Annotated in this window: 21 protein-coding genes; 9 read left to right on the top strand and 12 right to left on the bottom strand. The window is 63.9% G+C overall.

Annotation, left to right across the window (positions count from 1 at the left end):
- Nucleotides 1-4: 4 nt before the first annotated feature.
- Complete coding sequence (locus ACP2YO_RS40780; RefSeq protein WP_426436831.1) at nucleotides 5-1,180, top strand: acyltransferase family protein; 1,176 nt, start codon at nucleotides 5-7, stop codon at nucleotides 1,178-1,180.
- Between the two features lie 63 nt (nucleotides 1,181-1,243).
- Here ACP2YO_RS40780 and ACP2YO_RS40775 read toward each other — a convergent pair whose 3' ends face one another.
- The 4 genes from ACP2YO_RS40775 to ACP2YO_RS40760 all read right to left on the bottom strand — a co-directional run bounded on the left by ACP2YO_RS40775 (nucleotide 1,244) and on the right by ACP2YO_RS40760 (nucleotide 4,173).
- Nucleotides 1,244-1,966: an antibiotic biosynthesis monooxygenase family protein gene (locus ACP2YO_RS40775; RefSeq protein ID WP_426436830.1), complete on the bottom strand. Its 723-nt coding sequence runs from the start codon at nucleotides 1,964-1,966 to the stop codon at nucleotides 1,244-1,246.
- A gap of 19 nt (nucleotides 1,967-1,985) precedes the next feature.
- On the bottom strand, nucleotides 1,986-2,972 hold the full coding sequence (locus ACP2YO_RS40770; protein WP_426436829.1) for an alpha/beta hydrolase: 987 nt from the start codon (nucleotides 2,970-2,972) through the stop codon (nucleotides 1,986-1,988).
- Nucleotides 2,973-3,118: 146 nt separating this feature from the next.
- Nucleotides 3,119-3,604 carry a putative quinol monooxygenase gene (locus ACP2YO_RS40765; protein WP_426436828.1) on the bottom strand — a complete coding sequence of 162 codons (486 nt, stop codon included), beginning with the start codon at nucleotides 3,602-3,604 and terminating at the stop codon, nucleotides 3,119-3,121.
- Between the two features lie 362 nt (nucleotides 3,605-3,966).
- Entirely contained in the window at nucleotides 3,967-4,173 is a 207-nt protein-coding gene (locus ACP2YO_RS40760; RefSeq protein WP_426436827.1) for a hypothetical protein, read from the bottom strand.
- Between the two features lie 174 nt (nucleotides 4,174-4,347).
- On the opposite strand from ACP2YO_RS40760, the gene ACP2YO_RS40755 reads away from it, so the two are divergent.
- The 4 genes from ACP2YO_RS40755 to ACP2YO_RS40740 all read left to right on the top strand — a co-directional run bounded on the left by ACP2YO_RS40755 (nucleotide 4,348) and on the right by ACP2YO_RS40740 (nucleotide 8,970).
- Nucleotides 4,348-5,598 (top strand): FAD-binding protein, encoded by a 1,251-nt coding sequence (locus ACP2YO_RS40755; protein WP_426436826.1) that lies wholly within the window; start codon nucleotides 4,348-4,350, stop codon nucleotides 5,596-5,598.
- Nucleotides 5,595-6,911 carry a glycolate oxidase subunit GlcF gene (gene glcF / locus ACP2YO_RS40750; protein ID WP_426436825.1) on the top strand — a complete coding sequence of 439 codons (1,317 nt, stop codon included), beginning with the start codon at nucleotides 5,595-5,597 and terminating at the stop codon, nucleotides 6,909-6,911. Before ACP2YO_RS40755 ends, glcF begins: the two co-directional genes overlap by 4 nt.
- A 191-nt stretch (nucleotides 6,912-7,102) precedes the next feature.
- A complete protein-coding gene (locus tag ACP2YO_RS40745) occupies nucleotides 7,103-7,555 on the top strand; it encodes a histone (RefSeq protein ID WP_426436824.1) in 453 nt (150 codons plus the stop codon).
- 425 nt (nucleotides 7,556-7,980) lie between these two features.
- A complete protein-coding gene (locus ACP2YO_RS40740) occupies nucleotides 7,981-8,970 on the top strand; it encodes a TorF family putative porin (protein ID WP_426436823.1) in 990 nt (329 codons plus the stop codon).
- A gap of 170 nt (nucleotides 8,971-9,140) precedes the next feature.
- Here the strand turns inward: ACP2YO_RS40740 and ACP2YO_RS40735 are convergent, their stop codons facing one another.
- Nucleotides 9,141-10,886 carry an ABC transporter ATP-binding protein/permease gene (locus ACP2YO_RS40735; protein ID WP_426436822.1) on the bottom strand — a complete coding sequence of 582 codons (1,746 nt, stop codon included), beginning with the start codon at nucleotides 10,884-10,886 and terminating at the stop codon, nucleotides 9,141-9,143.
- 312 nt (nucleotides 10,887-11,198) lie between these two features.
- Here ACP2YO_RS40735 and ACP2YO_RS40730 point away from each other — a divergent pair, with 312 nt between their 5' ends.
- On the top strand, nucleotides 11,199-12,863 hold the full coding sequence (locus ACP2YO_RS40730; protein ID WP_426436821.1) for an L-lactate permease: 1,665 nt from the start codon (nucleotides 11,199-11,201) through the stop codon (nucleotides 12,861-12,863).
- Between the two features lie 159 nt (nucleotides 12,864-13,022).
- Nucleotides 13,023-13,436 (top strand): META domain-containing protein, encoded by a 414-nt coding sequence (locus tag ACP2YO_RS40725; RefSeq protein ID WP_426436820.1) that lies wholly within the window; start codon nucleotides 13,023-13,025, stop codon nucleotides 13,434-13,436.
- A 14-nt stretch (nucleotides 13,437-13,450) separates the two neighbouring features.
- On the opposite strand, the gene ACP2YO_RS40720 is transcribed toward ACP2YO_RS40725, so the two are convergent.
- The 3 genes from ACP2YO_RS40720 to ACP2YO_RS40710 all read right to left on the bottom strand — a co-directional run bounded on the left by ACP2YO_RS40720 (nucleotide 13,451) and on the right by ACP2YO_RS40710 (nucleotide 15,692).
- Nucleotides 13,451-14,089, bottom strand: coding sequence for a hypothetical protein (locus ACP2YO_RS40720; protein ID WP_426436819.1), 639 nt, complete (start codon nucleotides 14,087-14,089; stop codon nucleotides 13,451-13,453).
- A gap of 263 nt (nucleotides 14,090-14,352) precedes the next feature.
- The gene (locus ACP2YO_RS40715; protein WP_426436818.1) at nucleotides 14,353-14,736 is read right to left on the bottom strand and encodes a VOC family protein; all 384 of its coding nucleotides are present in this window, start codon (nucleotides 14,734-14,736) and stop codon (nucleotides 14,353-14,355) included.
- A gap of 428 nt (nucleotides 14,737-15,164) precedes the next feature.
- Nucleotides 15,165-15,692, bottom strand: a complete 528-nt coding sequence (locus ACP2YO_RS40710) for an ester cyclase (RefSeq protein WP_426436817.1) — start codon at nucleotides 15,690-15,692, stop codon at nucleotides 15,165-15,167.
- A 247-nt stretch (nucleotides 15,693-15,939) separates the two neighbouring features.
- Here ACP2YO_RS40710 and ACP2YO_RS40705 point away from each other — a divergent pair, with 247 nt between their 5' ends.
- Nucleotides 15,940-16,137 (top strand): hypothetical protein, encoded by a 198-nt coding sequence (locus tag ACP2YO_RS40705; RefSeq protein WP_426436816.1) that lies wholly within the window; start codon nucleotides 15,940-15,942, stop codon nucleotides 16,135-16,137.
- A gap of 33 nt (nucleotides 16,138-16,170) precedes the next feature.
- Here ACP2YO_RS40705 and ACP2YO_RS40700 read toward each other — a convergent pair whose 3' ends face one another.
- From ACP2YO_RS40700 to ACP2YO_RS40690, 3 genes are all read right to left on the bottom strand, one after another.
- Nucleotides 16,171-17,367 (bottom strand): hypothetical protein, encoded by a 1,197-nt coding sequence (locus ACP2YO_RS40700; RefSeq protein ID WP_426436815.1) that lies wholly within the window; start codon nucleotides 17,365-17,367, stop codon nucleotides 16,171-16,173.
- Between the two features lie 123 nt (nucleotides 17,368-17,490).
- Nucleotides 17,491-19,137: a chaperonin GroEL gene (groL, locus tag ACP2YO_RS40695; RefSeq protein WP_426436814.1), complete on the bottom strand. Its 1,647-nt coding sequence runs from the start codon at nucleotides 19,135-19,137 to the stop codon at nucleotides 17,491-17,493.
- A gap of 191 nt (nucleotides 19,138-19,328) precedes the next feature.
- The gene (locus ACP2YO_RS40690; protein ID WP_044538897.1) at nucleotides 19,329-19,625 is read right to left on the bottom strand and encodes a co-chaperone GroES; all 297 of its coding nucleotides are present in this window, start codon (nucleotides 19,623-19,625) and stop codon (nucleotides 19,329-19,331) included.
- Nucleotides 19,626-19,941: 316 nt separating this feature from the next.
- On the opposite strand from ACP2YO_RS40690, the gene ACP2YO_RS40685 reads away from it, so the two are divergent.
- Complete coding sequence (locus ACP2YO_RS40685; protein WP_426436813.1) at nucleotides 19,942-20,457, top strand: hypothetical protein; 516 nt, start codon at nucleotides 19,942-19,944, stop codon at nucleotides 20,455-20,457.
- Between the two features lie 169 nt (nucleotides 20,458-20,626).
- Here ACP2YO_RS40685 and ACP2YO_RS40680 read toward each other — a convergent pair whose 3' ends face one another.
- Nucleotides 20,627-21,412, bottom strand: a complete 786-nt coding sequence (locus ACP2YO_RS40680; protein ID WP_426436812.1) for a protein phosphatase CheZ — start codon at nucleotides 21,410-21,412, stop codon at nucleotides 20,627-20,629.
- Between the last annotated feature and the right edge of the window lie 8 nt (nucleotides 21,413-21,420).

Below are 21,420 nucleotides of genomic sequence, written 5' to 3'. Positions count from 1 at the left end.
CGCGATGGCTGACATCTCCCTGAGCACCTCCACCGCTGCAGCGCCGGTTCGCAGTGCGTCCCGCCTGCTGTTCATCGACAACATCAGATGGTCGATGATCGTCCTCGTGCTCTCGATGCACGCCAGCGACACCTACAGCCCGTTCGGCAATTGGTATTATGTCGACCGGCCGCCCAGCGGGCTCGGCACAGCGGTGTTCTTCGGCGTCTATCAAAGCTTCCTGCAGGCCTTCTTCATGGCCGCGTTGTTCTTCATCGCCGGCTATTTCGCGGCCGCAGCCTATGACCGGAAGGGCCTTGCGCTGTTCGTCCGCGATCGATGTCTCAGGCTCGGCGTGCCGACCTTGCTCTATATGTTGGTGATCGGGCCGCTGACCCAGTATTTCCTGTCCTGGACCTGGGGCAACGGCGGCTTCGGCCATCAATGGCTGACGCATATCAGGAACGGCGAGTGGCTGTCCGAAACAGGGCCGATGTGGTTCTGCGCGGCGCTCCTGCTGTTTTCGATCCTCTACGGCCTGCTTCGCCGCACCGGCTGGAGCGAACCGCGGATTGCGCTCGGTGACGATCGTGCGAGCCTCTTCAAGGTGGCCGGATTCATCCTCGGGATGGCGGCGGCGACCTTTCTGGTCCGCATTCGGGTCGACGAAGGCGCCGCGGTGCTCAACGTTCATCCTGGCGACTTTCCGCAATATATCCTGATGTTCGCGGCAGGCCTGCTCGGCTATCGCGGCGACTGGCTGATCGGGTTGCCCGAGCGCTTCTGCATACGTATTGCTTCGTTTGCTCTGGCGGCTTCGGTTCCCCTGATCGGCGCGCTCATCCTGTTCGGCGGCGGGCTTGGGGGCGACACGCAGCGCTATTCCGGTGGCCTCAACTGGGTCAGCGCCGGCAAGTGCGTGTGGGAGGCGCTGGTATGCGTCGGCATGGGCCTGTTGATGCTCGCCGTCTATCGGCGTCACTTCGACCGGCAGGGGCCGGTTTCGAAATGGCTGTCGGACAACGCTTTCGGCGTCTATCTCATTCATCCGCCGGTACTGATCGGCGCGGCAATCCTGCTGCACACACTGGCATGGGGCGCCATTGCCAAGGCGCTGCTTTTGACCGTGGTCACCGCCATCGGCAGTTTCGCAGCCTCCGCGTTTGTGCTGCGCAAATCGCCGCTGCGTGCTGTCATTTAGCGCTGGAACGGTGCGGCAGGGCCGCACTGTTCCGTCTTCAGGCAAGCTGGCTTTCCCGCGGTTTTAGCTGGCCGCGGCCGCTGCCTTGGAGACCGGCTTCGGATGCTTGGTGTCCCGTCCCTTGACGTCGGGATAGTATTGCGGCGCTTCGCGGCGATCGAAGCGGCCGTAGTCACGCACCACGCGCACCTTGCGATGGCGCAGGCCCTCGATGCCGTGGATCCGCTTCGGTTGCCAGCCGTCGGCCGCCGTTGCGTCCTTCCACCCGACCAGCAGCGCCAGCTTGCCGGGATTGTGGATGCTGGTCCAAACATCGTGGCCGGTGACTGCGCCGCTGGTGAGGTCAAGGCCGAGATGGGCCGGCAACAAATCCGCCTGGTTTGCGAACGCCGCACCCTCGATCGGCACGATCTCGGTGAAGGTGACAAGCTTTGCGTTGCCGATTTCGGTCTCGTCGAAGCGCCGTTCCAGAACCGGGGCCTGCTTCGGCGGGTTGGTGTCGGCCGTGACGTCACCGATCCGCAAGTGGTAGTCCGAGAAGATCTCGAACCGCCCCTTCTCCTGGACGGTGTGGTGCTCGCCCTCGGTGCGCCAGCGGACAACGGATTTCTCGTCGCGCCACGTCGAATGCGACAGAACCCAGCCGGGCCTGAGCAAGCTTTCGAATCTCTCATTGTCGACGAAACCATCGATCGATTCGAGGATCGGCTTCAGATGCTTGGCCAACGCCAGATAGTCGTCCTTGCGGCCGTCGTTGGGATGAACTTCAAAGATCACGGAGAACATGGTTGATCCTTTCCAGGGTTTAGTTGGATGCCGGCGAGACGTCGTCGCTCCGGAGGAAGTTGATGCTTTCGCGCCAGAGCGCATGACGCATCGTCTCGAGGTGCATCAAGTGGGTGCCGCGCGATATCTTGATGTCGCGTTTCTCGGGAGCGTTGCTGAAGGCGTCGAACAGCCATTTGGCGTCGTCGTCGAGCATCAGCCCGTCCCATTCGCCTCGCATGATGGCAACGGGCGCGCGGATTTGTGAGGGGTCGTAGGCAAGGTTGCCGTGCCACGCCTGCAGGATCTCGCTGAACGGGCCCAGCGGCACCTTGACCCCGGCAGGATCGCGCGAGCGGCTCTCCGGATCGCTATCGAGATAAGACCGGCTCCATTCCTCGAAATGAGCACGCGAAAGCACCGGCGGCTCGTTCTGTGGCACGTCCTCGACGAAGCGCTTCCATTGGTCTTCGGCGCTCACGATACGCCAGGCCGGGAACGTCGGCGCGGTCTCGTAGCGCCGCGGTCCGCGACGGCCGATCGGACCGAACATGACGAGACGGTCGACCAGGGCAGGGTGAGCTCCCGCAAACTTCGCCATCGGCATCGAGCCCCAGGAATGCGAGATCAGCGAAAGCTTTTCGGTGTTCTGGTGACCGAGAATAAAGCGCGCCGCCGCCTCGACCTGCGTCGCAGCATCCGCGGCAACGCAAAGCGGCGGGTTGTCCTTCGCCGGGTGCGACATTTCGGGATAGCGGTCTGAATGACCGAAGCCATAGAAGTCAAGACCCCAGACATCGAAGCCGGCCTCGACCAGCGCATCGCGCCATGATTTGCCGTCGAAGCGATGCGCGATCGAAAGGGCCGATGGAAAGGTCGCGCCGTGTACGTAGAGAACGGATCGGCGAGGCGTGTCGCCTTTCCCGCCCAGGAAACGAAGGAACAGGGACAGGCCGTTGCGTGGTCCCGGAATGCGAAAGTGCTGTTCGCGAGGATCGAGCTTTGTCGTGGTCGAATAATCCGTCATGCGAAGACCAATGGTTGCGATTGCAGATTCCGTGAGGATTCCGGTTGTCGGGACATGCTGTCTCGACAACCCGCTTCGGAGGCATCGGTTTCTGGCAATCATTTCGATTGCCGTCGAAGTGTCTCGATGCTCTCGGCCGGTGCCGTTCAGATCAGAACGTATTGGGCGCGCTCGCGTTTCGCGAGCAGAGGCAGTGCCTGGTCGGCGATGTAGGTCTTGAAGTAAGCGCTCTCCTGATGCGCCTTCAGGGCCGCCTCATCGTGGAACAATTCGTAGAACAGGAACTGCGCCGGATTGTCCTTGCCGCGGCTGATCAGAAACAGCTTCGCACCGGGGTCTTTCTGCGCCTCGGGCAGGAAGCCGTCGAGAATTTCGGCGATCCTGTCGGCTTGCCCCTCCTTTGCCTCCCACTGCGCCACAACCAGAAGACCGCCGGTGTTGACGGCGTCGCTGATGGTTCTCGTGCTCATCGCATAGTGCTTCATTGGCATTCCTCCGTTGTTTTGCTCGGATCGAGCTTGCGATCCGGCCCAGGGCGAGACGCCGGCGAACGTCATGATCGCCGCGAATGAGCCGATGGCCGATCGTCGGGTGAACATCGTCGTCGTGGCGGTAACTTCCGAACGCTGCATGATCTCCTCCAAATGATCGGTCCCGACCTTCTCGCTGGGCCGAACCGCAACTCAGGAGATACTCGATCGTTCGGCGGATTAACTTCGGCAGCGATCTAAGTGTCGATGTCGTGAACAGTTCGATCGCGGTCGAAACGTCCGGGCAGAACGCCGTAGCACGCGATGGGTTACGTTGCGAATTGACCGGAGAGGATGATCATGACCATCGCCCCGCAGCTTGCCGAGGTCGCGCATCTCGTTGCCGACCCTGGTCGTGCCAATATCGCAGATGCTGGAACGCCTCATGACCGTGGCCGTCACCGGTTGCCACGGTTCCGGCCGGCCTCGAGGATCGATGCGCAGATGCGCCGGGCGCGAACCTGCTACGACATCTTGCCGGCGAACTCGGCGTCGCGCTGACCGACGCCATGCGGGACCATGGCCATCTGGTGCTCGATGCCGATGGCGGTGAGATGACGGCCGGAGGCGTCGGTTTCCTGATCGGTCTGGGCGCCGATCTGGCCGCGTCCCCTCGGAGCCGGCGGCCGTTTTGTCGCCCGTGTCTCGACTGGAGCGAGCGGCGTCCGCATTTGGCCGGACGGGTAGGGGCTGCGCTCGCCGACCTCGCCTTCCAGCGGGACTGGATCCGGCGCCGGCCGCAGGGCCGCTCGGTCGAAATCACCGAGGCCGGGCCGGCAGCATTCAGGACTCTATTTGGCGCGCGCATTTGATTTCGGAGTCAAATTTGGCTACCGGCTACAGCCGTGGACACGCTCAAGGTAAGAGACGCCAAAGACGTCGAAGAGGTGGTGCGCGCGGCTGTCGCCAGCGAGCAGCCGCTCGAGATCATCGGCCATGGATCGAAGCGCGCGATCGGCCATCCGATGGCGACCAATGCGGTGCTGGACCTCTCGGCGCTGAACGCCGTCACCGCCTACGAGCCGCACGAGCTGATCATCACGGTGCAGGCGGGGGCGCCGCTCGCCGACGCGCAGTCGCTGATCGACGCCAAAAACCAGCAATTCGCCTTCGAGCCCATGGACACGTCCGTGCTGCTCGGCACACCCGCCGTCGGCACGGTCGGCGGCATGATCGGCGCGGGCTTGGCCGGTCCCCGCCGCATCAAGGCCGGCGGCGCCCGCGACCACCTGCTCGGCGCGCACGCGGTGTCCGGCTTCGGCGACAGCTTCAAGACCGGCGGCAAGGTGGTGAAGAACGTTACCGGCTACGACCTCTGCAAGCTGCTGACCGGGTCCTGGGGCACGCTCGCGGTCATGACCGAGGTGACCCTGAAGGTGATGCCCAAGCCCGAAAGCGAGCGCACGCTGGCTTTGCGGGGGCTCGACGACGTCACCGCGAACGGGGCGATGACCGCGGCGCTCGGCTCGCCCTTTGATGTCTCGGGCGCGGCCCATCTGCCGCCTTCAGCCTTCCGCACCGGCGCTGGCGCGCTCGCCGGGCTCTCGGGGCCGGGCCAGTCGGTGACGCTGGTGCGGCTCGAGGGTATCGCGGCGTCGGCAGCACACCGGGCGGGTTCGCTTGGCAAGGCGCTGTCCGCGTTTGGGACGGTCGAGGTTCTTGAGGATGCTGTCTCGGCTGCGATCTGGGCCGGCTTGCGCGACGTGCAGTCGTTCGCGGCGAATGGCGCGCTCGGGGCATGGCCGGTCTGGCGCATCGTCTGCCCGCCGGCGGCGGGCGGCGCGCTTGGCGAGGCGCTGGCGCGCGACACCGGCGGCGACGTGGTCTACGACTGGGGCGGCGGGCTGATCTGGGCCGCGCTGCCGCCCAAGGCTGGCGCAAAGCCCGACGCGCAGGCCGTGCTGGTTCGCAGCCGGGTCGACGCCGTCGGCGGACACGCCACCCTGATCCGCGCCGCCGAGAATGTGCGCCGCCATGTCGATGTGTTCCAGCCGCAGGCCGCCGGACTTGCCGCGCTCGGCGAGCGCGTCCGGGCGAGCTTCGATCCCAGGTCGATCCTCAACCGCGGCCGGATGGGCAGAGGTGGGGCCGCATGAAGACCGAATTCTCGCTCGCCCAGCTCGCCGATCCCGACATCAAGGAAGCCGACAAGATACTGCGCGCCTGCGTGCATTGCGGCTTCTGCACCGCGACCTGTCCGACCTATGTCCTGCTCGGCGACGAGCTCGATAGCCCGCGCGGGCGGATCTATCTGATCAAGGAGATGCTGGAGAAGGACACGCCGCCGACCTCCGAGGTAGTGAAGCATATCGACCGCTGCCTGTCGTGCCTCGCCTGCATGACCACCTGTCCGTCCGGCGTGAACTATATGCATCTCGTCGACCAGGCGCGGGTCCGGATCGAGCGGGATTATGCTCGGCCGCTGACCGAACGGCTGGTGCGGTCGGTGCTGGCCTACGTGCTGCCGCGGCCGGGCCTGTTCCGGATCAGCATGATGCTGGCGCGGCTCGGCCGCCCGCTTGCGGCGCTGTTGCCGACACCGTCGGTCGGTGCGGCGACCCCCGGCCTGTTGCGGCGAATCCAGGCGATGCTGGCGCTGGCGCCGCGCAGTCTGCCGCGGCCGGGAGCGGCCGCGGGAACCGTGTTTGCGCCGCTCGGCCGGCGGCGCGGCCGGGTCGCGCTGCTGCAGGGCTGCGCCCAGCAGGTGCTGGCGCCACGCATCAATCAGGCCGCCATCAACGTGCTGACCCGGCACGGCATCGAGGTGGTGCTGGTCAAGGGCGAGCAATGCTGCGGCGCGCTGACCCACCACATGGGGCAGGACGGCGACGCGCTGGCGCGCGCGCGGGCCAACGTCTCGGTGTGGCAAAGGGAAGCGGACGCGAATGGCCTGGACGCCATCCTGGTCACGACCTCGGGCTGCGGAACGGTCGTCAAGGACTACGGCTATCTGCTGCGCGAGGACCGCGCGTTCGCCGAACCGGCTGCACGAATCTCCGCGCTGGCAAAGGATATCAGCGAGTACCTTGCCGGCATCGAGCTCGCACCATCGACGCAAAAAGGCGACGTCACCATCGCCTATCACTCCGCCTGTTCGTTGCAGCACGGACAGAAAATAACTGAACTTCCGAAAGAATTGCTTTCCAAGAATGGATTCGTGGTGAAAGATGTACCTGAGAGCCATTTGTGTTGCGGTTCGGCGGGGACCTACAACATTCTCCAGCCCGACATTGCGAGCAGATTGCGCGATCGCAAGGTCGCCAACATCGCGATGGTCGAACCGGACATGATCGCTGCGGGCAATATTGGATGCATGATTCAGATTGCCGGCGGTACGTCAGTTCCTGTGGTGCACACGATTGAGCTTCTCGATTGGGCGACAGGAGGTCCCCGGCCAGGATTGAATTGACCGACTGCCATTCGAGCATGATCCGGACCTGGAGCTTTGCGTTGAGGTAAACGTGGGGACCGGCGCTCCGACAGGATCATGCCCGACGAGCGAAGGGACACGGCGTTTCTCGCGAGGCACGTTCCCGTTCCGGCAAGCGGCCACTTCACTGCGTGCGGCGGACTCACATCAGCGGCAACAGGAGGACTAAGATGGCGAAGTCGAAGAAGGCGAAGAAGGCGAAGAAAAGCAAGAAGGCCAAGAAGGCGGTAGCGGCGAAGAAGAAGTCGGCCAAGAAATCAGCCAAGAAATCGGTGAAGAAGGCCGCCAAGAAGTCGGCGAAGAAAGCCAAGAAGGCGCCGAAGAAGGTCGCCAAGAAGGCTGCCCCCAAGAAAACTGCTGCACCCAAGGCTGCTGCACCCAAGGCTGCTGTATCCAAGGCTGCTGCACCTAAGCCAGCCGCGCCCGTGGTAGCGCCACCCAACGCCGCAGCACCCAAGCCAGCCGCCAAGAAGAGCGCGCCGAAGAAGCCGAAACCGGCTGCGCCAGCCGCCGTTCCTGCTGCGTCCGAACCTGCGCCGCAGCCGGCGTCGAGCTGGGCTACAACACCGAGCCACGAACCGGCCCCGAGCTACAGCTCCCCCGAGGGAGGCGAGCACCACTAGCCGTCTTCCAGCCCGGAACAGGGTTGGCCATTGGACTGATTGCAAGCCGCAGCGGATTTCGCTGCGGCTTTTTCCGTGTCGCCGACCGCCCGGCAGCGATTTTGCAGGCCAGACGATTCGGCCGGAGCACCCTGAACGTCCGTCGGCAGGGCACGGCGATGGCTCCGCGCCGGTTCCTGCTCCCGATCCTTCGGCTCAACCGCCACGGGGCGGTTTCAAAGTTGTGGTGTCAATGCAACACCCGCCAACCAACATGCGTCGCGACACTCGAATCGCCTAAAAAGTCGGCATCTGCTTGTCTTTTTCGCTTCACCGCTTCGTGTGGGCGTTTCAGATTGAACACACACGACGTGGTTGCAGTCGGTTGTCGCGTGCCCCGGGGGGCCACCGGAACTGGGCTGTCTGGAAAGTAAATGGGGATCGTCATGAAGAAACTGGCTTTGTTAGCAACGGCGCTAGCAATGATCTCGAGCTCGGCGATGGCAGCGGATATGGCCGTGAAGGCCGTCAAGGCGCCGCCGCCGGCCCCGTTCGATCCCTGGGATATCGCCTTCGGCGCCGGCGTTATGAACGACTACATTTTCCGAGGCGTCACCCAGTCCAACCACAATCCGTCGGTCACCGCCTATTTCGAGCCGCGCTACAACGTCACCAAGGACCTGCAGCTCTACATCGGTACGTCGACCGAAAGCATTTCGTTCGCCAATCGCGCCGCGGCTGAAGTCGACGTCTACGGCGGTATCCGCCCGACCTTCGGCGCCTTCGCCTTCGACATCGGTGTCTGGGGTTACCTGTATCCGGGTGGGACCTGCTACTTCGGCGCGCCCGCCGACACCGCCGGCAATCCGCTCAGCGCGGAGTGCGCCGCCAACTTCCTGCCGAACGGCAACGTGATGAAGAGGGACGTCTCGTTCTTTGAAGTCTACGGCAAGGCCACCTACACCATCAACGACAACTGGGCGTTCACCGTCGACGAGTACTACTCGCCGAACTTCCTCAATAGCGGTGCCTGGGGCAACTACTCCTCGATCATCGGCAAGTACACCGCGCCCAGCACCGTATTCGGCAGCAGCGGCATCGGCATGTATGTGTCGGGCGAGTTCGGCCGGCAGTGGCTCGGTACGTCCGACAGCTTCTACGGTGTTCCGGCGTTCCCGAACGGCATCAAATATGCCGACTACAACACCTGGAACATCGGCATCGGTTTCACCTACAAGGTATTCACGCTCGATCTGCGCTACTCCGACACCGACCTGTCGAAGGGTAATTGCAGCGCCTTCACCAGCTCCTTCGACGCAAGCGGCACGACCAGCGTGACTCCGATCAACCCGGGCGGCACCAGCTCCAACTGGTGCGGCGCGGCCGGTGTCGCCAAGCTCTCGTTCGACCTGACCGCGATGTCCAACCTGAAGTAATCTCTCCTTCCGGAGACCGAGGGGCGGCAGAGCCATCTGCCGCCCCTTTTGTTTTGGGCAACGCGCTGGATGATCGAGCTGAGCTGGCGCCGCGAACGCCCACCTCTCCCCGACGGGGAGAGGTGCAACGCGTCGGCCGCCGGACCGATTCAACCTAGCTTCTTCGCAGCCTACAACGCGGCGACCTTGGTTGCATCACGCAGCGTGAAGCGGTCGCCGTCGCGGACCAGCGCGACGTTGCGTTGATGGAAGGCCGTGAGCGTCGAGCGGTGGCCGATCGAGACGACCGTGGTCGCGGGTAGCTTCTCGGCGATGAGCCGGTAGAGGGCGGCCTCCGAGGGCTCGTCGAGCGAGGCGGTCGCCTCGTCCAGGAACAGGAAGTGCGGTGCGTGCAGCAGCGCCCGCGCAATGCCGAGACGTTGCTGCTCGCCAAGCGAGAGCATCCGGTTCCAGTGCGCCAGCTCGTCGAGCCGTGGGGCGAGTTGCGGGAGGCCGACCGCAGTGAGCACGTCGCGGACCCGCTGCGCGTCATACTGCGCAGCTTCGCCCGGATACACCACCGCGTCATGCAGCGACCCGATCGGAAGATAGGGGCGCTGTGGCAGCATCATCAACGTCGTATTGGCCGGGATCTCGATCGCGCCGTTCCCGAATGGCCAGATACCGGCCACCGCGCGGAACAGCGTCGACTTGCCGGCGCCGGAGGGGCCGGTCACCAGCGTCATTTCGCCGGGACGCAGGCTGAAGTGGTCGGCCGAGACCAGCGGTGCACCATTGGGCAGCTTGACCAGAAGCTGCGGCAGCGCGATTTCTCCGCCGGAGGCGGGCCTGGTGTGAATCGAGGCGGGGTCGTCGCCCAGCTTTTCCGCGCTCGCGATCGAGCTCTCGAATCCGTCGAGACGGGCGACCGTCGCGCGCCACTCAGCCAGGCTGCGGTAGGCCGATACGAAGAACGAGAGCGAGTCCTGCACTTTGCCGAAGGCCTCGGCGATCTGGATCAGTGCGCCGAGCTGGACCGTCTTGCTGACGAAATAGGCCGGCCCTGCCAGCGCGAAAGGAAACACCACCGACGCCTGGGCATAGCTTCCCGTGAAAGCCGTCAGCCGCTTGGTCCGGCTCATGAGGCCGTACCAGTTGCCGATCACGCGGCCGAAACGCTCCGATAGCCGTTCGCGCTCCGCATTCTCGCCCCTGAGCAGCGCAATCTGTTCCGAGTTCTCGCGCACGCGGACGAGGTTGTAGCGGAAATCCGCCTCCAACCGCTGCTGTTCGAAGTTGAGATTGACCAGCGGTGAGCCGATCCACTGCGTTAGCAGCGTCCCGAGCACGGCGTAGACGATCGCGCCCCAGACCAGATAGCCCGGAATCGAAAAATCGACGCCGAACAGCAGCAGCGGCAGAACCTTCGACAATCCCCACAGGATCACCACGAACGAGACGAGCGAGACGATCGAGTTCAACAGCCCGATGCCGATCGCCAGCGTTTGGCCGACGAACAGCTTGACGTCGTCGCTCATGCGCTGATCGGGGTTGTCAGCGGCATCGCCGACAAGCTGCATGCGGTAGTGATTGGCGCCATGCATCCACTGGCGGAGATATTTGCCGGTCATCCAGTTGCGCCAGCGGATCTGCAGCCACTGGTTCAGATAGAGCTGATAGATTCCAAGCACCACCGATGCTCCAGCCAGCAGACAGAACACCAACATCTCGCGCTTGAAAGTGTCCCAATCCTTATCCTGGAGCGCAGTATAGAAGCGGTTACGCCATTGATTGAGCAACACGTCGAGTCCGACTGATACCAGCTCCATCGCGATCAGCGTGGCAAGCAGAATACGGCCTGCCCATTTGTCCTCGGAGTTGAAATAAGGCGAAGCGATGCGCCACACCGTCGTGAGCGTCGAGCGAATGTTGTTCACAGATTATCGTCTCCGGGGAATGGCCAGCAAAGGCCTGAAGAATCGGGACAATCGGGAGGTGTCTAGACTAAAGTCGTAGCACTGGCATGCAAGCGTTCGCTTGTCCCGGCGTTCGAGTCAACCCTAGCATGCCGACAACGGCGAGGGGCGGGGGACCTTTGTTTGTCGCGAGGATGTGAGCGATCCCTTAACGATCGTCCATTCTTGAGCCGTGGCTCAGCACATCGGACGGACTCCCGCGATCACGCCAGGCGCATATGGGCCGATCACGCCGGCCATCGCGCCCTATAACGCGTGAGGAAGGATCCACCTATGTGGAATCAAATCTACAATCCGCTGGGCAATGCGGCGCTGTCGACCATTGCGGCTGCCGTTCCGGTGGTCACGCTGCTGGTCCTGATCGCCAGCGGCAAGGTGAAGGCGCATATCGCCGCGATCGTCGCCGTGATCGTGACCAATCTGATCACGATCTTCATCTTCAGCATGCCGACCAATATGTCGATCCGCGCATCGATCCTAGGTATCGTGACCGGGTTCTTCCCGATCGGCTGGATCGTGCTGAACGTCATCTTCCTCTACCAGGTGACGGTGAGATGCGGGAAGTTCGAGCTGCTGAAGCGCGCGGTCGGCGGTGTCACCGAGGATCGCCGCCTGCAGCTGCTGCTGATCGCGTTTTCGTTCGGCGCCTTCTTCGAGGGCGCCTCCGGCTTCGGCACGCCGGTCGCGATCACGGGCGCGGTGCTGATCGGGCTCGGCTTCTCGCCGCTCGCGGCCTCCGGCCTGTCGCTGATCGCCAACACCGCACCGGTCGCCTTCGGAGCGCTCGGCACGCCGATCCAGGGCCTCGCCTCGGTGACCGGGCTCGATCCCTATATTCTCGGCGCGATGGTCGGACGGCAATTGCCGCTGTTCTCGCTGATCGTGCCGTTCTGGGTGGTGTGTGCGTTCGCGGGCTGGAAGGGCATGAAGGAGGTCTGGCCGGCGACCCTGGTCACCGGCGTGTCGTTCGCGGTCCCGCAATTCGTGATCTCGAACTACATCAATCCCTGGATCGTCGATATCGGGGCGTCGCTGATCTCGATGGGATGCCTGATCCTGTTCCTGAAGGTCTGGCAGCCGAGGCAGCTCTGGCTGTCGCCGGCGCTGCGCGGCCGCGACGACTCGGCCGCGACGATGGCGGCGGCAAAGCCGCTCGACAAGACGCCGTTGACGCAAGGCGAGTTGTGGAGCGCATTGCTGCCGTGGATCATCGTCTGCATCCTGATGCTGATCTGGGGCAACGGCGCCTTCAAGGCCTGGGCGGATGCCAACTTCGTCTGGCGATATCCGGTGCCCGAGCTGCACAATCTGATCAACAAGGTGCCGCCGGTGGTCCCCAGGCCGACGCCGGAAGGCGCCATATTCGGCTTCACCTATCTGTCGTTCACCGGCACCGGATTGCTGATCGCGGCGATCATCTCGGGTCTGCTGATGGGCTTCTCGCCGCTCAAGCTGATTGCCGAGTATGGCCGCACCATCAGGCTGTGCGCGATCTCGCTGATCACGATCTCGGCGATGCTGGCGATCGGCACGCTGACCCGGCTCTCCGGCGTCGACGCCACCCTCGGCCTCGCCTTCGCCGCGACCGGCGTGCTCTATCCCTTCTTCGGCACGCTGCTCGGCTGGCTCGGCGTGGCGCTGACCGGATCGGATACCTCCTCGAACATCCTGTTCGGCAATCTGCAGAAGATCACCTCGCAGCAACTCGGCCTGTCGCCGATCCTGATGGCGGCGGCGAACTCCTCGGGCGGCGTGATGGGCAAGATGATCGACGCGCAATCGATCGTGGTCGCCTCGACCGCAACCAATTGGTACGGGCACGAAGGCTCGATCCTGCGCTACGTGTTCCTGCACTCGATCGTGCTGGCGTGCCTGGTCGGCCTGTTCGTGACGCTGCAGGCCTATGTGTATCCGTTCACCGAGATGGTGCTGAAATAGCCGCGCAATCGGCCGAAACGATCCCCGCGGGCAAGCGCTCGCGGGGATTTGCTTTTCAAGGAATTTTTCTCGCGCGGCCAATCTGGCCAAGCGCTGCCTCGTCCCATACAAGGCGGCCCAAGGCGGCCCCAAGGCGAGATCGCGGTTTCGAGGAATGGCATGATTTCAATCGGACGTATTTTGAAGGGCGTTGCCGCCCTCGTGTTGGTGAGCACGGCGCTGGGGTCGATCCCGGCCCAGGCCCAGGAAGAATTCCCGTTCGGCTTCCTGATGACACTGGACACCGCCCGCATGCCGGGATCCAAGCGGGTTCCCTCGCTCGAGATCGGCGACAATGGCGAAGTCTCGATCGAGCTCTGGTGCAATGGTGGCAAGGGCCAGTTTTCGGTGGCCGGTAACACCATCATCTTCATCCCCGGCGCAATGGAAAATCGCTCCTGCCCGCCGGATAGGGCACAGGCCGACAGCGATCTGCTCGCTGCGCTCAGCGATTTGACGACCTGGCGGCGGCAGGGCGATCTGGTCACTTTAACCGGCAGCAAGTCGCTGCGCTTCCAGATCAACACCAACTGACGCATCAGCTGCGGTTACGGCGTCGCGATCAATCCGCTGGCGGTGGCAACGATCCAGCGATTGCCCCAGCGCACGATCGAGTCGATCCGCCCGATCCCGGGAAGGGTGTCGCCGCGTGCGGCCATCCGGACCCCTTCGGGACCTTCGAGCACGGCCGTGCCGTCGCGGACTTCGACGACCGACCATCCGGGAATGGTGCTCGGCCGCGTCTCCGGCGTCGCCGCCAGCGGCTGCTTCAGCGCGGCAGCTTGCGCGTTCAGGGTTGTCGGCGCGGCCCCCAATGCAGCCAGGCGCGGACTTGCAGTGGTCCTGGGAAGGCTGCTGGTGACGATCGGATCCGCGTTGGACGCGGTCCGTCGCGCGCCTTCGCTCTTGATGCTCGGCTTCGTCTCCGCAACGCGTGGGGCAGGGGCTTCCTTCTGAGCGACCGCGCTCGGGCCTGAGGCACCCGGGAACTGGTGCCAGTTCAGCCCGCCGGCCCATCCCAGCACGAAGCTTGCCGCCAGCGCCGTTGCCGCCAGCAAAACGGTGCCGATGCGATCGCCGTAAGGCTCGCGCAACAACAGGGCCGCATCGCGATTGTTGCCTGAAAGGTCCCACAGGTCCGCCGGCTGCTCCGGCAATCGACCGGCAGCCGCGTCTTCTGACCACATGCTTCCAAGGCTACTCGGCTCGCGGTCTTGCATGGCGTGACCTGTGTTCGGCTGCGCGATGATGATCCCCGAAACTGAATCGAGGCTTAATTTTTGATGACCGAACTGCGGCAAAACGTGCCTGTCGGTGGCGGACCGCGCATTGACGGACGTGCACCGTCAGCGCCGCTCGTCGCACGCCGCGGCGGGGAGGTCCTCGGATCGATCGCATTCCGCATCGTCATGCCCGGCCCATGGCCAGGCATGACGAGCGGAGTCCGATCTTACGCGTCGTGAAGCTCCGGCGGCGTGGCGATCTCGACCAGGATATCGCCGGGAGCGGTGCAGTAGAAATGCGCGCCGCGCCCGCTGCGTCCGGCCTCCTGGATCTCCTGCGGCGACAGACCTGCCGCCATCAGCTCGTCGTGCTTGGCCTGCACGGCGGTCCTGTCATCGACATAAAAGCCGACATGGAAGGTCTCCGGATAGACGTCCGGATCGCTCTTCTTCCGCTTCATCAGGGTCAGCACGAAATCGTCGTCATTGCCGAGGATCGTGAAGGCGCCCGAGCCGCGCTCGAGCAGGCATTTGAAGGCGAGGAAGCGCTGGAAAAAAGCCGCGAGGGCGCTGACGTCCGAGGTGGCGAGATTGAGATGTTTCAGTTTCATGCTTGTCATCCGTTCCGGTTTGAGGAACGGACGGAAGCGACGACGACGCTGACGGAAGAGCCAAAAATCCGCGATGCACGACCCAACCGGCAGCGTGACGACTTCGTCACTCCGTCCGGCCGTGGGTCCATCCGCAAGCGGGGCTAGAATTCCCTGACTTCGGGAACCGGCCGGGCTTACCAATCCGGCCATACCTATTTTCGGCGCGCATTAACTATCATGCAGCGGCGCGTGTCGCAACGAATGAGATCCGGCCTGCGAAACCAAAAGGGCCGTTGATGAATCATCAACGGCCCTTCGCGGCAAATTGCTTCGGGAATGAAATCCTCAGCCCCGCGCTGGATGAAGCCAGCTTAAGGGAATGCTGTCCGTCTGTGGATTCCGGATAACTACCGTCAGAATGGATGTCCCAAGTTCTTCTAACTAGTCTAGCGACCTGCTTCCGCAGATCCCGGCATGTTGTTCCATCCTGCCGGCAGCGCACCGCCGGGCCGTGCCTGAGACTCCATCGCTTCGGGCATACGGATCAGGCCGAGCTGAAGCATGGCGCTCAGCGCGTCTTCCTGTCCCAACTCCTCGGCGATCCGTCCCTGCTGCAGACGCAGCACGGTCGTGCCTGCGAATCTCATCTTGCGATCGGAGGCCGCGGGAATCGAACCGAGGCGAAAATCGCTGAATGCCGGACCTGTGTGGGTGCCGCCGCCTTCCCATCGGCCGACGACGTAGTCGCCTTCCGCGATGAGATCGCCAACGCCCCAAAAATTCAGATCGGGAAAGGCTTCGCGAAACTCCGTCATGAAATTCAGGACCGCCGCACGTCCGCGCTTCGGTTCATGCATCGGGTAGTGCACGACAATGTCGGCTGTGGCGAGCTCGTTGACGATGCGCGGATTCCAGGGGTTTCCCCAAAACTCCTTGAACCATTGCCCTACGATGCTCTTGTTATCCTCTGACATCGGATCGTCTCCATTCGCGCGTTGCCGGCTTCGCGATTGTCGACGCCGGCGTTGTTTCGGTGCGTGGAGTAAGCACTCCGAGACGCGCGTCGCGCCACCCGATTCCCGGATAGACGTGCGAGCGTTGTGTGCGATCGCATCGCTAGTCATCGCGGAATCGTTTCAAACAAGTGTCGGTGCTGTCGGCAATCGGGTGGTCGGCTGCGGCAAGACTCCTACGATGCCTCAAGCACAAGAGGAGTACAGCATGCGCAAATTCCACTCGATCGCCGCGCTGTGCGGCGACGGATTTCGACCCGAGTTGCAGGCGTTGTTCGAGCGTCTTGCGATCGATCCACGTTCCGAACTCTTTGTCAGAGACGACGGCATGACTCAGGCCGGTCCCGACCCCGCTTCCGAGGCAGCCATCACCAACGTCGAGCCGTTGAGGAAGAGAAGGGCCTGATGCAGTCGAACGTGCGGATGGCGAACGACGAGATTATTTCCACACCGACTTGTCGGCGTCCCAGCGCTGCCCCTTGAATTCCTTGGTCAGCGCGTTGATCGAGCCGTTATCGTTCTTCGGTTCGCCGCCTTCCTCGTCGCTGGTGGAGTCGTCGGACAGGTTCAGCTTCGCGCCGGCGCTGTCGTCCGTGGTCGAGGTCGCCGGGCTCGAGACCCAAAGCATCAGCCGATCGATGGCGCCTGGTCTGTCGGGTGAGACCAGCGCGGTGATTTCGAGATTCTCGGTGAGACCAAGGCTCGGATAGACCCCGCTCGGCCGCTTCAGAACCAGTTTCAGCTTGCCGGTGTTGGCGTTCCAGGTCGCGGATGCCGGCTTGGCCGACAGGGTTTTCGCCAGCACGCCCGAGATCGTGGCTGCGATCTTGTCCTTGTCGATCTTGTCGCCGTCGCGCCAGTCGGCGGCGGCGAAGCGGAGGGTGCGGTCCATCTCGACCACGCCGCTGGTCCAGCCGGCCGCCGTCACCCCCGGGGCCGATTTCGCCTTGGCGAGCAGCGCGGATGCGTGCTCGGGATCGACGGTAAGGCTGATGGTTTGCTCGCCGGCCCGCATCGCGTCGCAGGTCACGGCGAGGCTGCTGGTGCCGATCTCGACCGACTCGCCCTTCAGGCTCTTGAGGAAGTCGGACGCTGCATCGAGCTTCACCCGCACGCCGAGCGATTCCGGCGAGACGTCGGTGAAGTCCTTTGGCTGCGGCGTGATGCCGTCGTCGGAGGTCTGGTTGTCCTGGAATTCCTTCTCGCTGAGGTCCGAATTGTCGGACGAGGCGACCTCGGTCACGTTCTGGCCGACCGCGATCTGGCCGCGGAATTCGAACGTGTCGCCGGTCGGCTTGCGGGTCAGCTTGACGGTGACCGGCTGCTTGTCGGCGACGGACTGCGTGGAACCGGAGAGGGTCTGGCCGTTGACGGTGAGGGTGGCGACGAAGCGGTCCTTGCGGTCGGAGGTCTTGTCGGCGGGATAGCAGACGTCGAGCACGGCCGCGGTGACGGTCTTGCCCTGCCGGGTCTCCTTCAGGATGACGTCGGCATTGCCGTCCATCAGCCCGTCCATCGCGGTGAAATAGCGCGTCTCGGGGCCACCGGTTCCGGCCTTCTGCTGGAGCTTGATCTGGGCAAGCGCGGGAGCTGAGGCAACAACAAGACCGAGCAGGAGGAGCGGGAGCGTGCGCATACGATGAGTCCTCGACGGGCGAATCGGTGTTCGTAACTAGCAAACCTCTCTGTCATTGACCAAAAAAGAAGGCCGCCCGGAGGCGGCCTTCGATCTCGATGCAAATGGCGCTGACTGGATGGTTTAGAAGCCGCCCATGCCGCCCATTCCACCCATGCCGCCGCCACCGGGCATTGCCGGGGCCGCTTCCTTGGGCAGTTCGGCGACCATGGCTTCGGTGGTCACCAGCAGGCCGGCCACGGAGGAGGCGTCCTGCAGCGCGGTGCGCACCACCTTGGCGGGGTCGATGATGCCCTTCGCGATCATGTCGACATAGTCCTCGGTCTGGGCGTCGAAGCCGAAGGTCTCCGACTTGTTCTCGAGGACCTTGCCGACCACGATCGAACCCTCGACGCCGGCATTCTCCGAGATCTGGCGGATCGGAGCTTCCAGCGCCTTGAGCACGATGTTGATGCCGGCCTGAACGTCGGCATTGCCGTTGGTGATGCGGCCGACCGCCTTCTTGGCGCGCAAGAGCGCCACGCCGCCGCCCGGCACGATGCCTTCCTGCACCGCGGCGCGGGTCGCATTCAGCGCGTCCTCGACACGGTCCTTCTTCTCCTTGACCTCGATCTCGGTCGCGCCGCCGACCTTGATGACAGCGACGCCGCCGGCGAGCTTGGCCAGACGCTCCTGGAGCTTTTCACGGTCGTAGTCCGAGGTGGTCTCCTCGATCTGCGCCTTGATCTGGCCGACACGGGACTCGATGTCCTTCTTCTTGCCGGCACCCTTGACGATCGTGGTGTTCTCCTTGTCGATCACGATCTTGCCGGCGCGTCCCAGCATGTTGATGGTGACGCTTTCGAGCTTCATGCCGAGTTCATCGGAGATCATCTGACCACCGGTCAGGATCGCGATGTCCTCCAGCATCGCCTTGCGGCGATCGCCGAAGCCCGGCGCCTTGACCGCGGCGACCTTGAGCCCGCCGCGCAGGCGGTTCACCACCAGCGTTGCCAGGGCCTCGCCTTCGACGTCTTCGGCGAGGATCAGGAGCGGACGGCCGGACTGCATCACGGCTTCCAGCACCGGCAGCATCGCCTGCAGGCCGGACAGCTTCTTCTCGTGGATCAGGACGTAGGCGTCCTCGAGCTCGGCGGTCATCTTTTCGGCGTTGGTGATGAAGTAGGGCGAGAGGTAGCCGCGGTCGAACTTCATGCCCTCGACGATGTCGACCTCGGTGACGAGCGACTTGTTCTCCTCGACCGTGATCACACCCTCATTGCCGACCTTCTGCATCGCCTGCGCGATCATCTTGCCGATTGCGGCGTCGCCGTTGGCGGAGATGGTGCCGACCTGGGCGACCTCGGCGGAGGAGGCGACCGGCTTGGCACGCTTCTCGATGTCCTTGACCACGGCTGATACCGCGATGTCGATGCCGCGCTTGAGGTCCATCGGGTTCATGCCGGCGGCGACCGACTTGGCGCCCTCGCGGACGATGGCCTGGGCCAGCACGGTCGCGGTGGTGGTGCCGTCACCGGCGGTGTCGTTGGTCTTGGAGGCGACCTCGCGCAGCATCTGCGCGCCCATGTTCTCGAACTTGTCGTCGAGCTCGATCTCCTTGGCGACGGTGACGCCGTCCTTGGTGATGCGCGGCGCGCCGAAGCTCTTGTCGATCACGACGTTGCGGCCCTTCGGGCCGAGCGTCACCTTGACGGCATTGGCGAGCACGTCGACACCGCGCAGCATGCGGTCGCGGGCGTCTCCGGCGAATTTTACGTCCTTGGCAGCCATTTGTTTTGAACTCCTGGAAAATTGGACAGATGCGCTCGCCACGCCTTCATTCGTCGTTGCCGGGCAGAAGCACGAAGTGCGTCTTCGTGCTAGATGCCCCGGCAATCCATCTTTCTTCGGAGAGTGATGGATGCCCGGATCAAGTCCGGGCATGACAGCTGTGAGTGTGGCGGCCTTTCGGGTTTACGGGCTCAGGCCAGCACGCCCATGATGTCGGACTCCTTCATGATCAGGAGCTCCTCGCTGTCGAGCTTGATCTCGGTGCCCGACCATTTGCCGAACAGCACGCGGTCGCCGACCTTGAGGTCGATCGGGATCAGCTTGCCGGCCTCGTCGCGGCCACCCGGGCCGACGGCGACGATTTCGCCCTGGGAGGGCTTTTCCTTGGCCGAGTCCGGAATGATGATGCCGCCCTTGGTCTTTGCCTCGGCATCGATACGCTTGACCACGACACGGTCATGCAGCGGGCGGAATTTGGATTTAGCCATGACGTTCCCTCTTGCGGCTGGGTTTCAGGTTCGGTTCATCGAGACCGGGGTTGAGTGCGGTCCGGTCGGCGCCGGGCAGGACGCCCAACGCACTTAGCAATCGTTGTGTGGGAGTGCTAATGGTGCGCGGGAAATATGGCCTGGCGCGGTTTCTGTCAAGCAAACCGGAGTTAAGGCCTTGGTGAGGCCAATATAGCATGGTGCTAGGGAAACCGAATCGTAGCGATGACGTAATTTTGTCGGACGTCGTTGCTCCGCCTTGCGTTTTACGCTTGGCTGCAGGTGGGTGCGGCTGGGCCATTGTCGGGGGATGCGAATGATCAGGTCACTCAACGCGCGAATGGTCGCACGGCTCGCGGCTGTCCCGGCGCTGACGATATTCCTGGGGGCGTGCGGCAGCATGAGCCTTCCGTCGCTGTCGTCGAACACTGCGCCGGCGGCCGATCAGGGAGGGGGTCCGGAAATGCCCGCGACCATCCGCGCCGACGAGATTGTCGGCCGCTGGGGCCTTGCCTCGTTCCAGAATCCCACCGACCGCGCCCGCACCGAGGCCGCCGCGCGCGGCCAGTGCAAGCAGCCCTACGTGATCGGCGCCGGACAGTCCGGCGGCGTCATCATGCATCTGGCCGACCAGGCCACCCCGCAGGAACTGCGGCTGAAGGGCTCCCCGAGCGGCAAGAACTATATCGGCCCGCCCGGACCTACCCCCGGCGAGCAGGACCGCGAGATCGTCTCCTTCGACGGCCGCGTCATGATCACCCGCTTCGTCGACAAGGACGCCGCCACCCGCTACGGCAACATGGTCTACGTCCGCTGCGCGCCGCGGGCGTAGCGGGGACTATCCAAGTCGTCATTGCGAGCGAAGCGAAGCAATCCATGGGTCCCGCGGCGGAAGTATGGATTGCTTCGTCGCTGACGCTCCTCGCAATGACGGGCGGATAGACAGTCGCCAAAAAAACGCCGGCCCCTTGGCCGGCGCTTCTGTGTCGATCTGCCTGCGCTTAGTTGAACATTGCGTCGATGTCGTCCTGCGAGGCGTGGCCGACGTCGCCGTCGAGCTTCGGGCCGTTGAGCAGGCGGTCGTCGCCCTGGCGGGTGTCGACGATCGGCGGCGCATGTGCCTTGATGGCGTCGACGCCGCCCCAGATGTTCATCATCTCGTTGATGTGCTGCTCGATGAATTTCATCGTGTGCATCACCTTGCTGATGCGCTGGCCGGTGAGGTCCTGGAAGTTGCAGGCCTCGAAGATCGCGACCACGCGCTCCTGGATTTCCTCGCTGAGCAGCTTCTGCTGGTCCGGCGTGACGGTCTTCGACAGCGCGCTGGCGGCCTGGTCGATCGCTTCCACCGCCTCGAGGATCTGCTGGGTGGCTTCCTCGGTGCCGCCGACCACGGCGCCGAGCTCGCCATTGACCTTGGCCATCTCCTCGCCGTTGAAGCTCTTGCCGTGCAGCACGGCGATCTCGCGCTTGGTGCGGCTGATCGCGTCGTGGATCAGGTCGAGCTCGACCTTGAGCTTCTCGCACTGCTCGATCTGGGCGCGATAGGTCTCGAGCAGCGTATGCGCTTCGGCGACTTCGCGCGCCACCGAGGCTTCCATGGATTCAGTGACGGCGGCGCGCGGCGCGGAGCCGCCGGCCATCTGGGCGCGGATGGCGCGAAGCTCCGCCATGATCTCGCGATGCATCGGACCGATGTCGACAGCGTCCGCGGCCACGGACTCCGGCATCGGCACATCGCCCATCAAGGCCTGCTCGACACGAAAACGCTTGCGACTAACCGACATGATTTCAT

It is taken from the genome of Bradyrhizobium genosp. P (assembly GCF_049949265.1).
In the GTDB taxonomy this organism is placed as follows: Bacteria; Pseudomonadota; Alphaproteobacteria; order Rhizobiales; family Xanthobacteraceae; genus Bradyrhizobium.
This window is presented reverse-complemented; position numbering and strand designations above follow the sequence as displayed.

Coding starts and splice junctions, on each gene's coding strand:
- ACP2YO_RS40715 (WP_426436818.1), bottom strand. CDS start 14,736: ATGAAACTGAAACATCTCAATCTCGCCACCTCGGACGTCAGCGCCCTC.
- ACP2YO_RS40760 (WP_426436827.1), bottom strand. CDS start 4,173: ATGCGGACGCCGCTCGCTCCAGTCGAGACACGGGCGACAAAACGGCCG.
- ACP2YO_RS40770 (WP_426436829.1), bottom strand. CDS start 2,972: ATGACGGATTATTCGACCACGACAAAGCTCGATCCTCGCGAACAGCAC.
- ACP2YO_RS40710 (WP_426436817.1), bottom strand. CDS start 15,692: ATGTCAGAGGATAACAAGAGCATCGTAGGGCAATGGTTCAAGGAGTTT.
- ACP2YO_RS40765 (WP_426436828.1), bottom strand. CDS start 3,604: ATGCAGCGTTCGGAAGTTACCGCCACGACGACGATGTTCACCCGACGA.
- ACP2YO_RS40720 (WP_426436819.1), bottom strand. CDS start 14,089: ATGTGGTCAGAAGACGCGGCTGCCGGTCGATTGCCGGAGCAGCCGGCG.
- ACP2YO_RS40685 (WP_426436813.1), top strand. CDS start 19,942: ATGATCAGGTCACTCAACGCGCGAATGGTCGCACGGCTCGCGGCTGTC.
- groL (WP_426436814.1), bottom strand. CDS start 19,137: ATGGCTGCCAAGGACGTAAAATTCGCCGGAGACGCCCGCGACCGCATG.
- ACP2YO_RS40780 (WP_426436831.1), top strand. CDS start 5: ATGGCTGACATCTCCCTGAGCACCTCCACCGCTGCAGCGCCGGTTCGC.
- ACP2YO_RS40705 (WP_426436816.1), top strand. CDS start 15,940: ATGCGCAAATTCCACTCGATCGCCGCGCTGTGCGGCGACGGATTTCGA.
- ACP2YO_RS40725 (WP_426436820.1), top strand. CDS start 13,023: ATGATTTCAATCGGACGTATTTTGAAGGGCGTTGCCGCCCTCGTGTTG.
- ACP2YO_RS40740 (WP_426436823.1), top strand. CDS start 7,981: ATGAAGAAACTGGCTTTGTTAGCAACGGCGCTAGCAATGATCTCGAGC.
- ACP2YO_RS40690 (WP_044538897.1), bottom strand. CDS start 19,625: ATGGCTAAATCCAAATTCCGCCCGCTGCATGACCGTGTCGTGGTCAAG.
- ACP2YO_RS40745 (WP_426436824.1), top strand. CDS start 7,103: ATGGCGAAGTCGAAGAAGGCGAAGAAGGCGAAGAAAAGCAAGAAGGCC.
- ACP2YO_RS40775 (WP_426436830.1), bottom strand. CDS start 1,966: ATGTTCTCCGTGATCTTTGAAGTTCATCCCAACGACGGCCGCAAGGAC.
- ACP2YO_RS40730 (WP_426436821.1), top strand. CDS start 11,199: ATGTGGAATCAAATCTACAATCCGCTGGGCAATGCGGCGCTGTCGACC.
- ACP2YO_RS40680 (WP_426436812.1), bottom strand. CDS start 21,412: ATGTCGGTTAGTCGCAAGCGTTTTCGTGTCGAGCAGGCCTTGATGGGC.
- ACP2YO_RS40700 (WP_426436815.1), bottom strand. CDS start 17,367: ATGCGCACGCTCCCGCTCCTCCTGCTCGGTCTTGTTGTTGCCTCAGCT.
- glcF (WP_426436825.1), top strand. CDS start 5,595: ATGAAGACCGAATTCTCGCTCGCCCAGCTCGCCGATCCCGACATCAAG.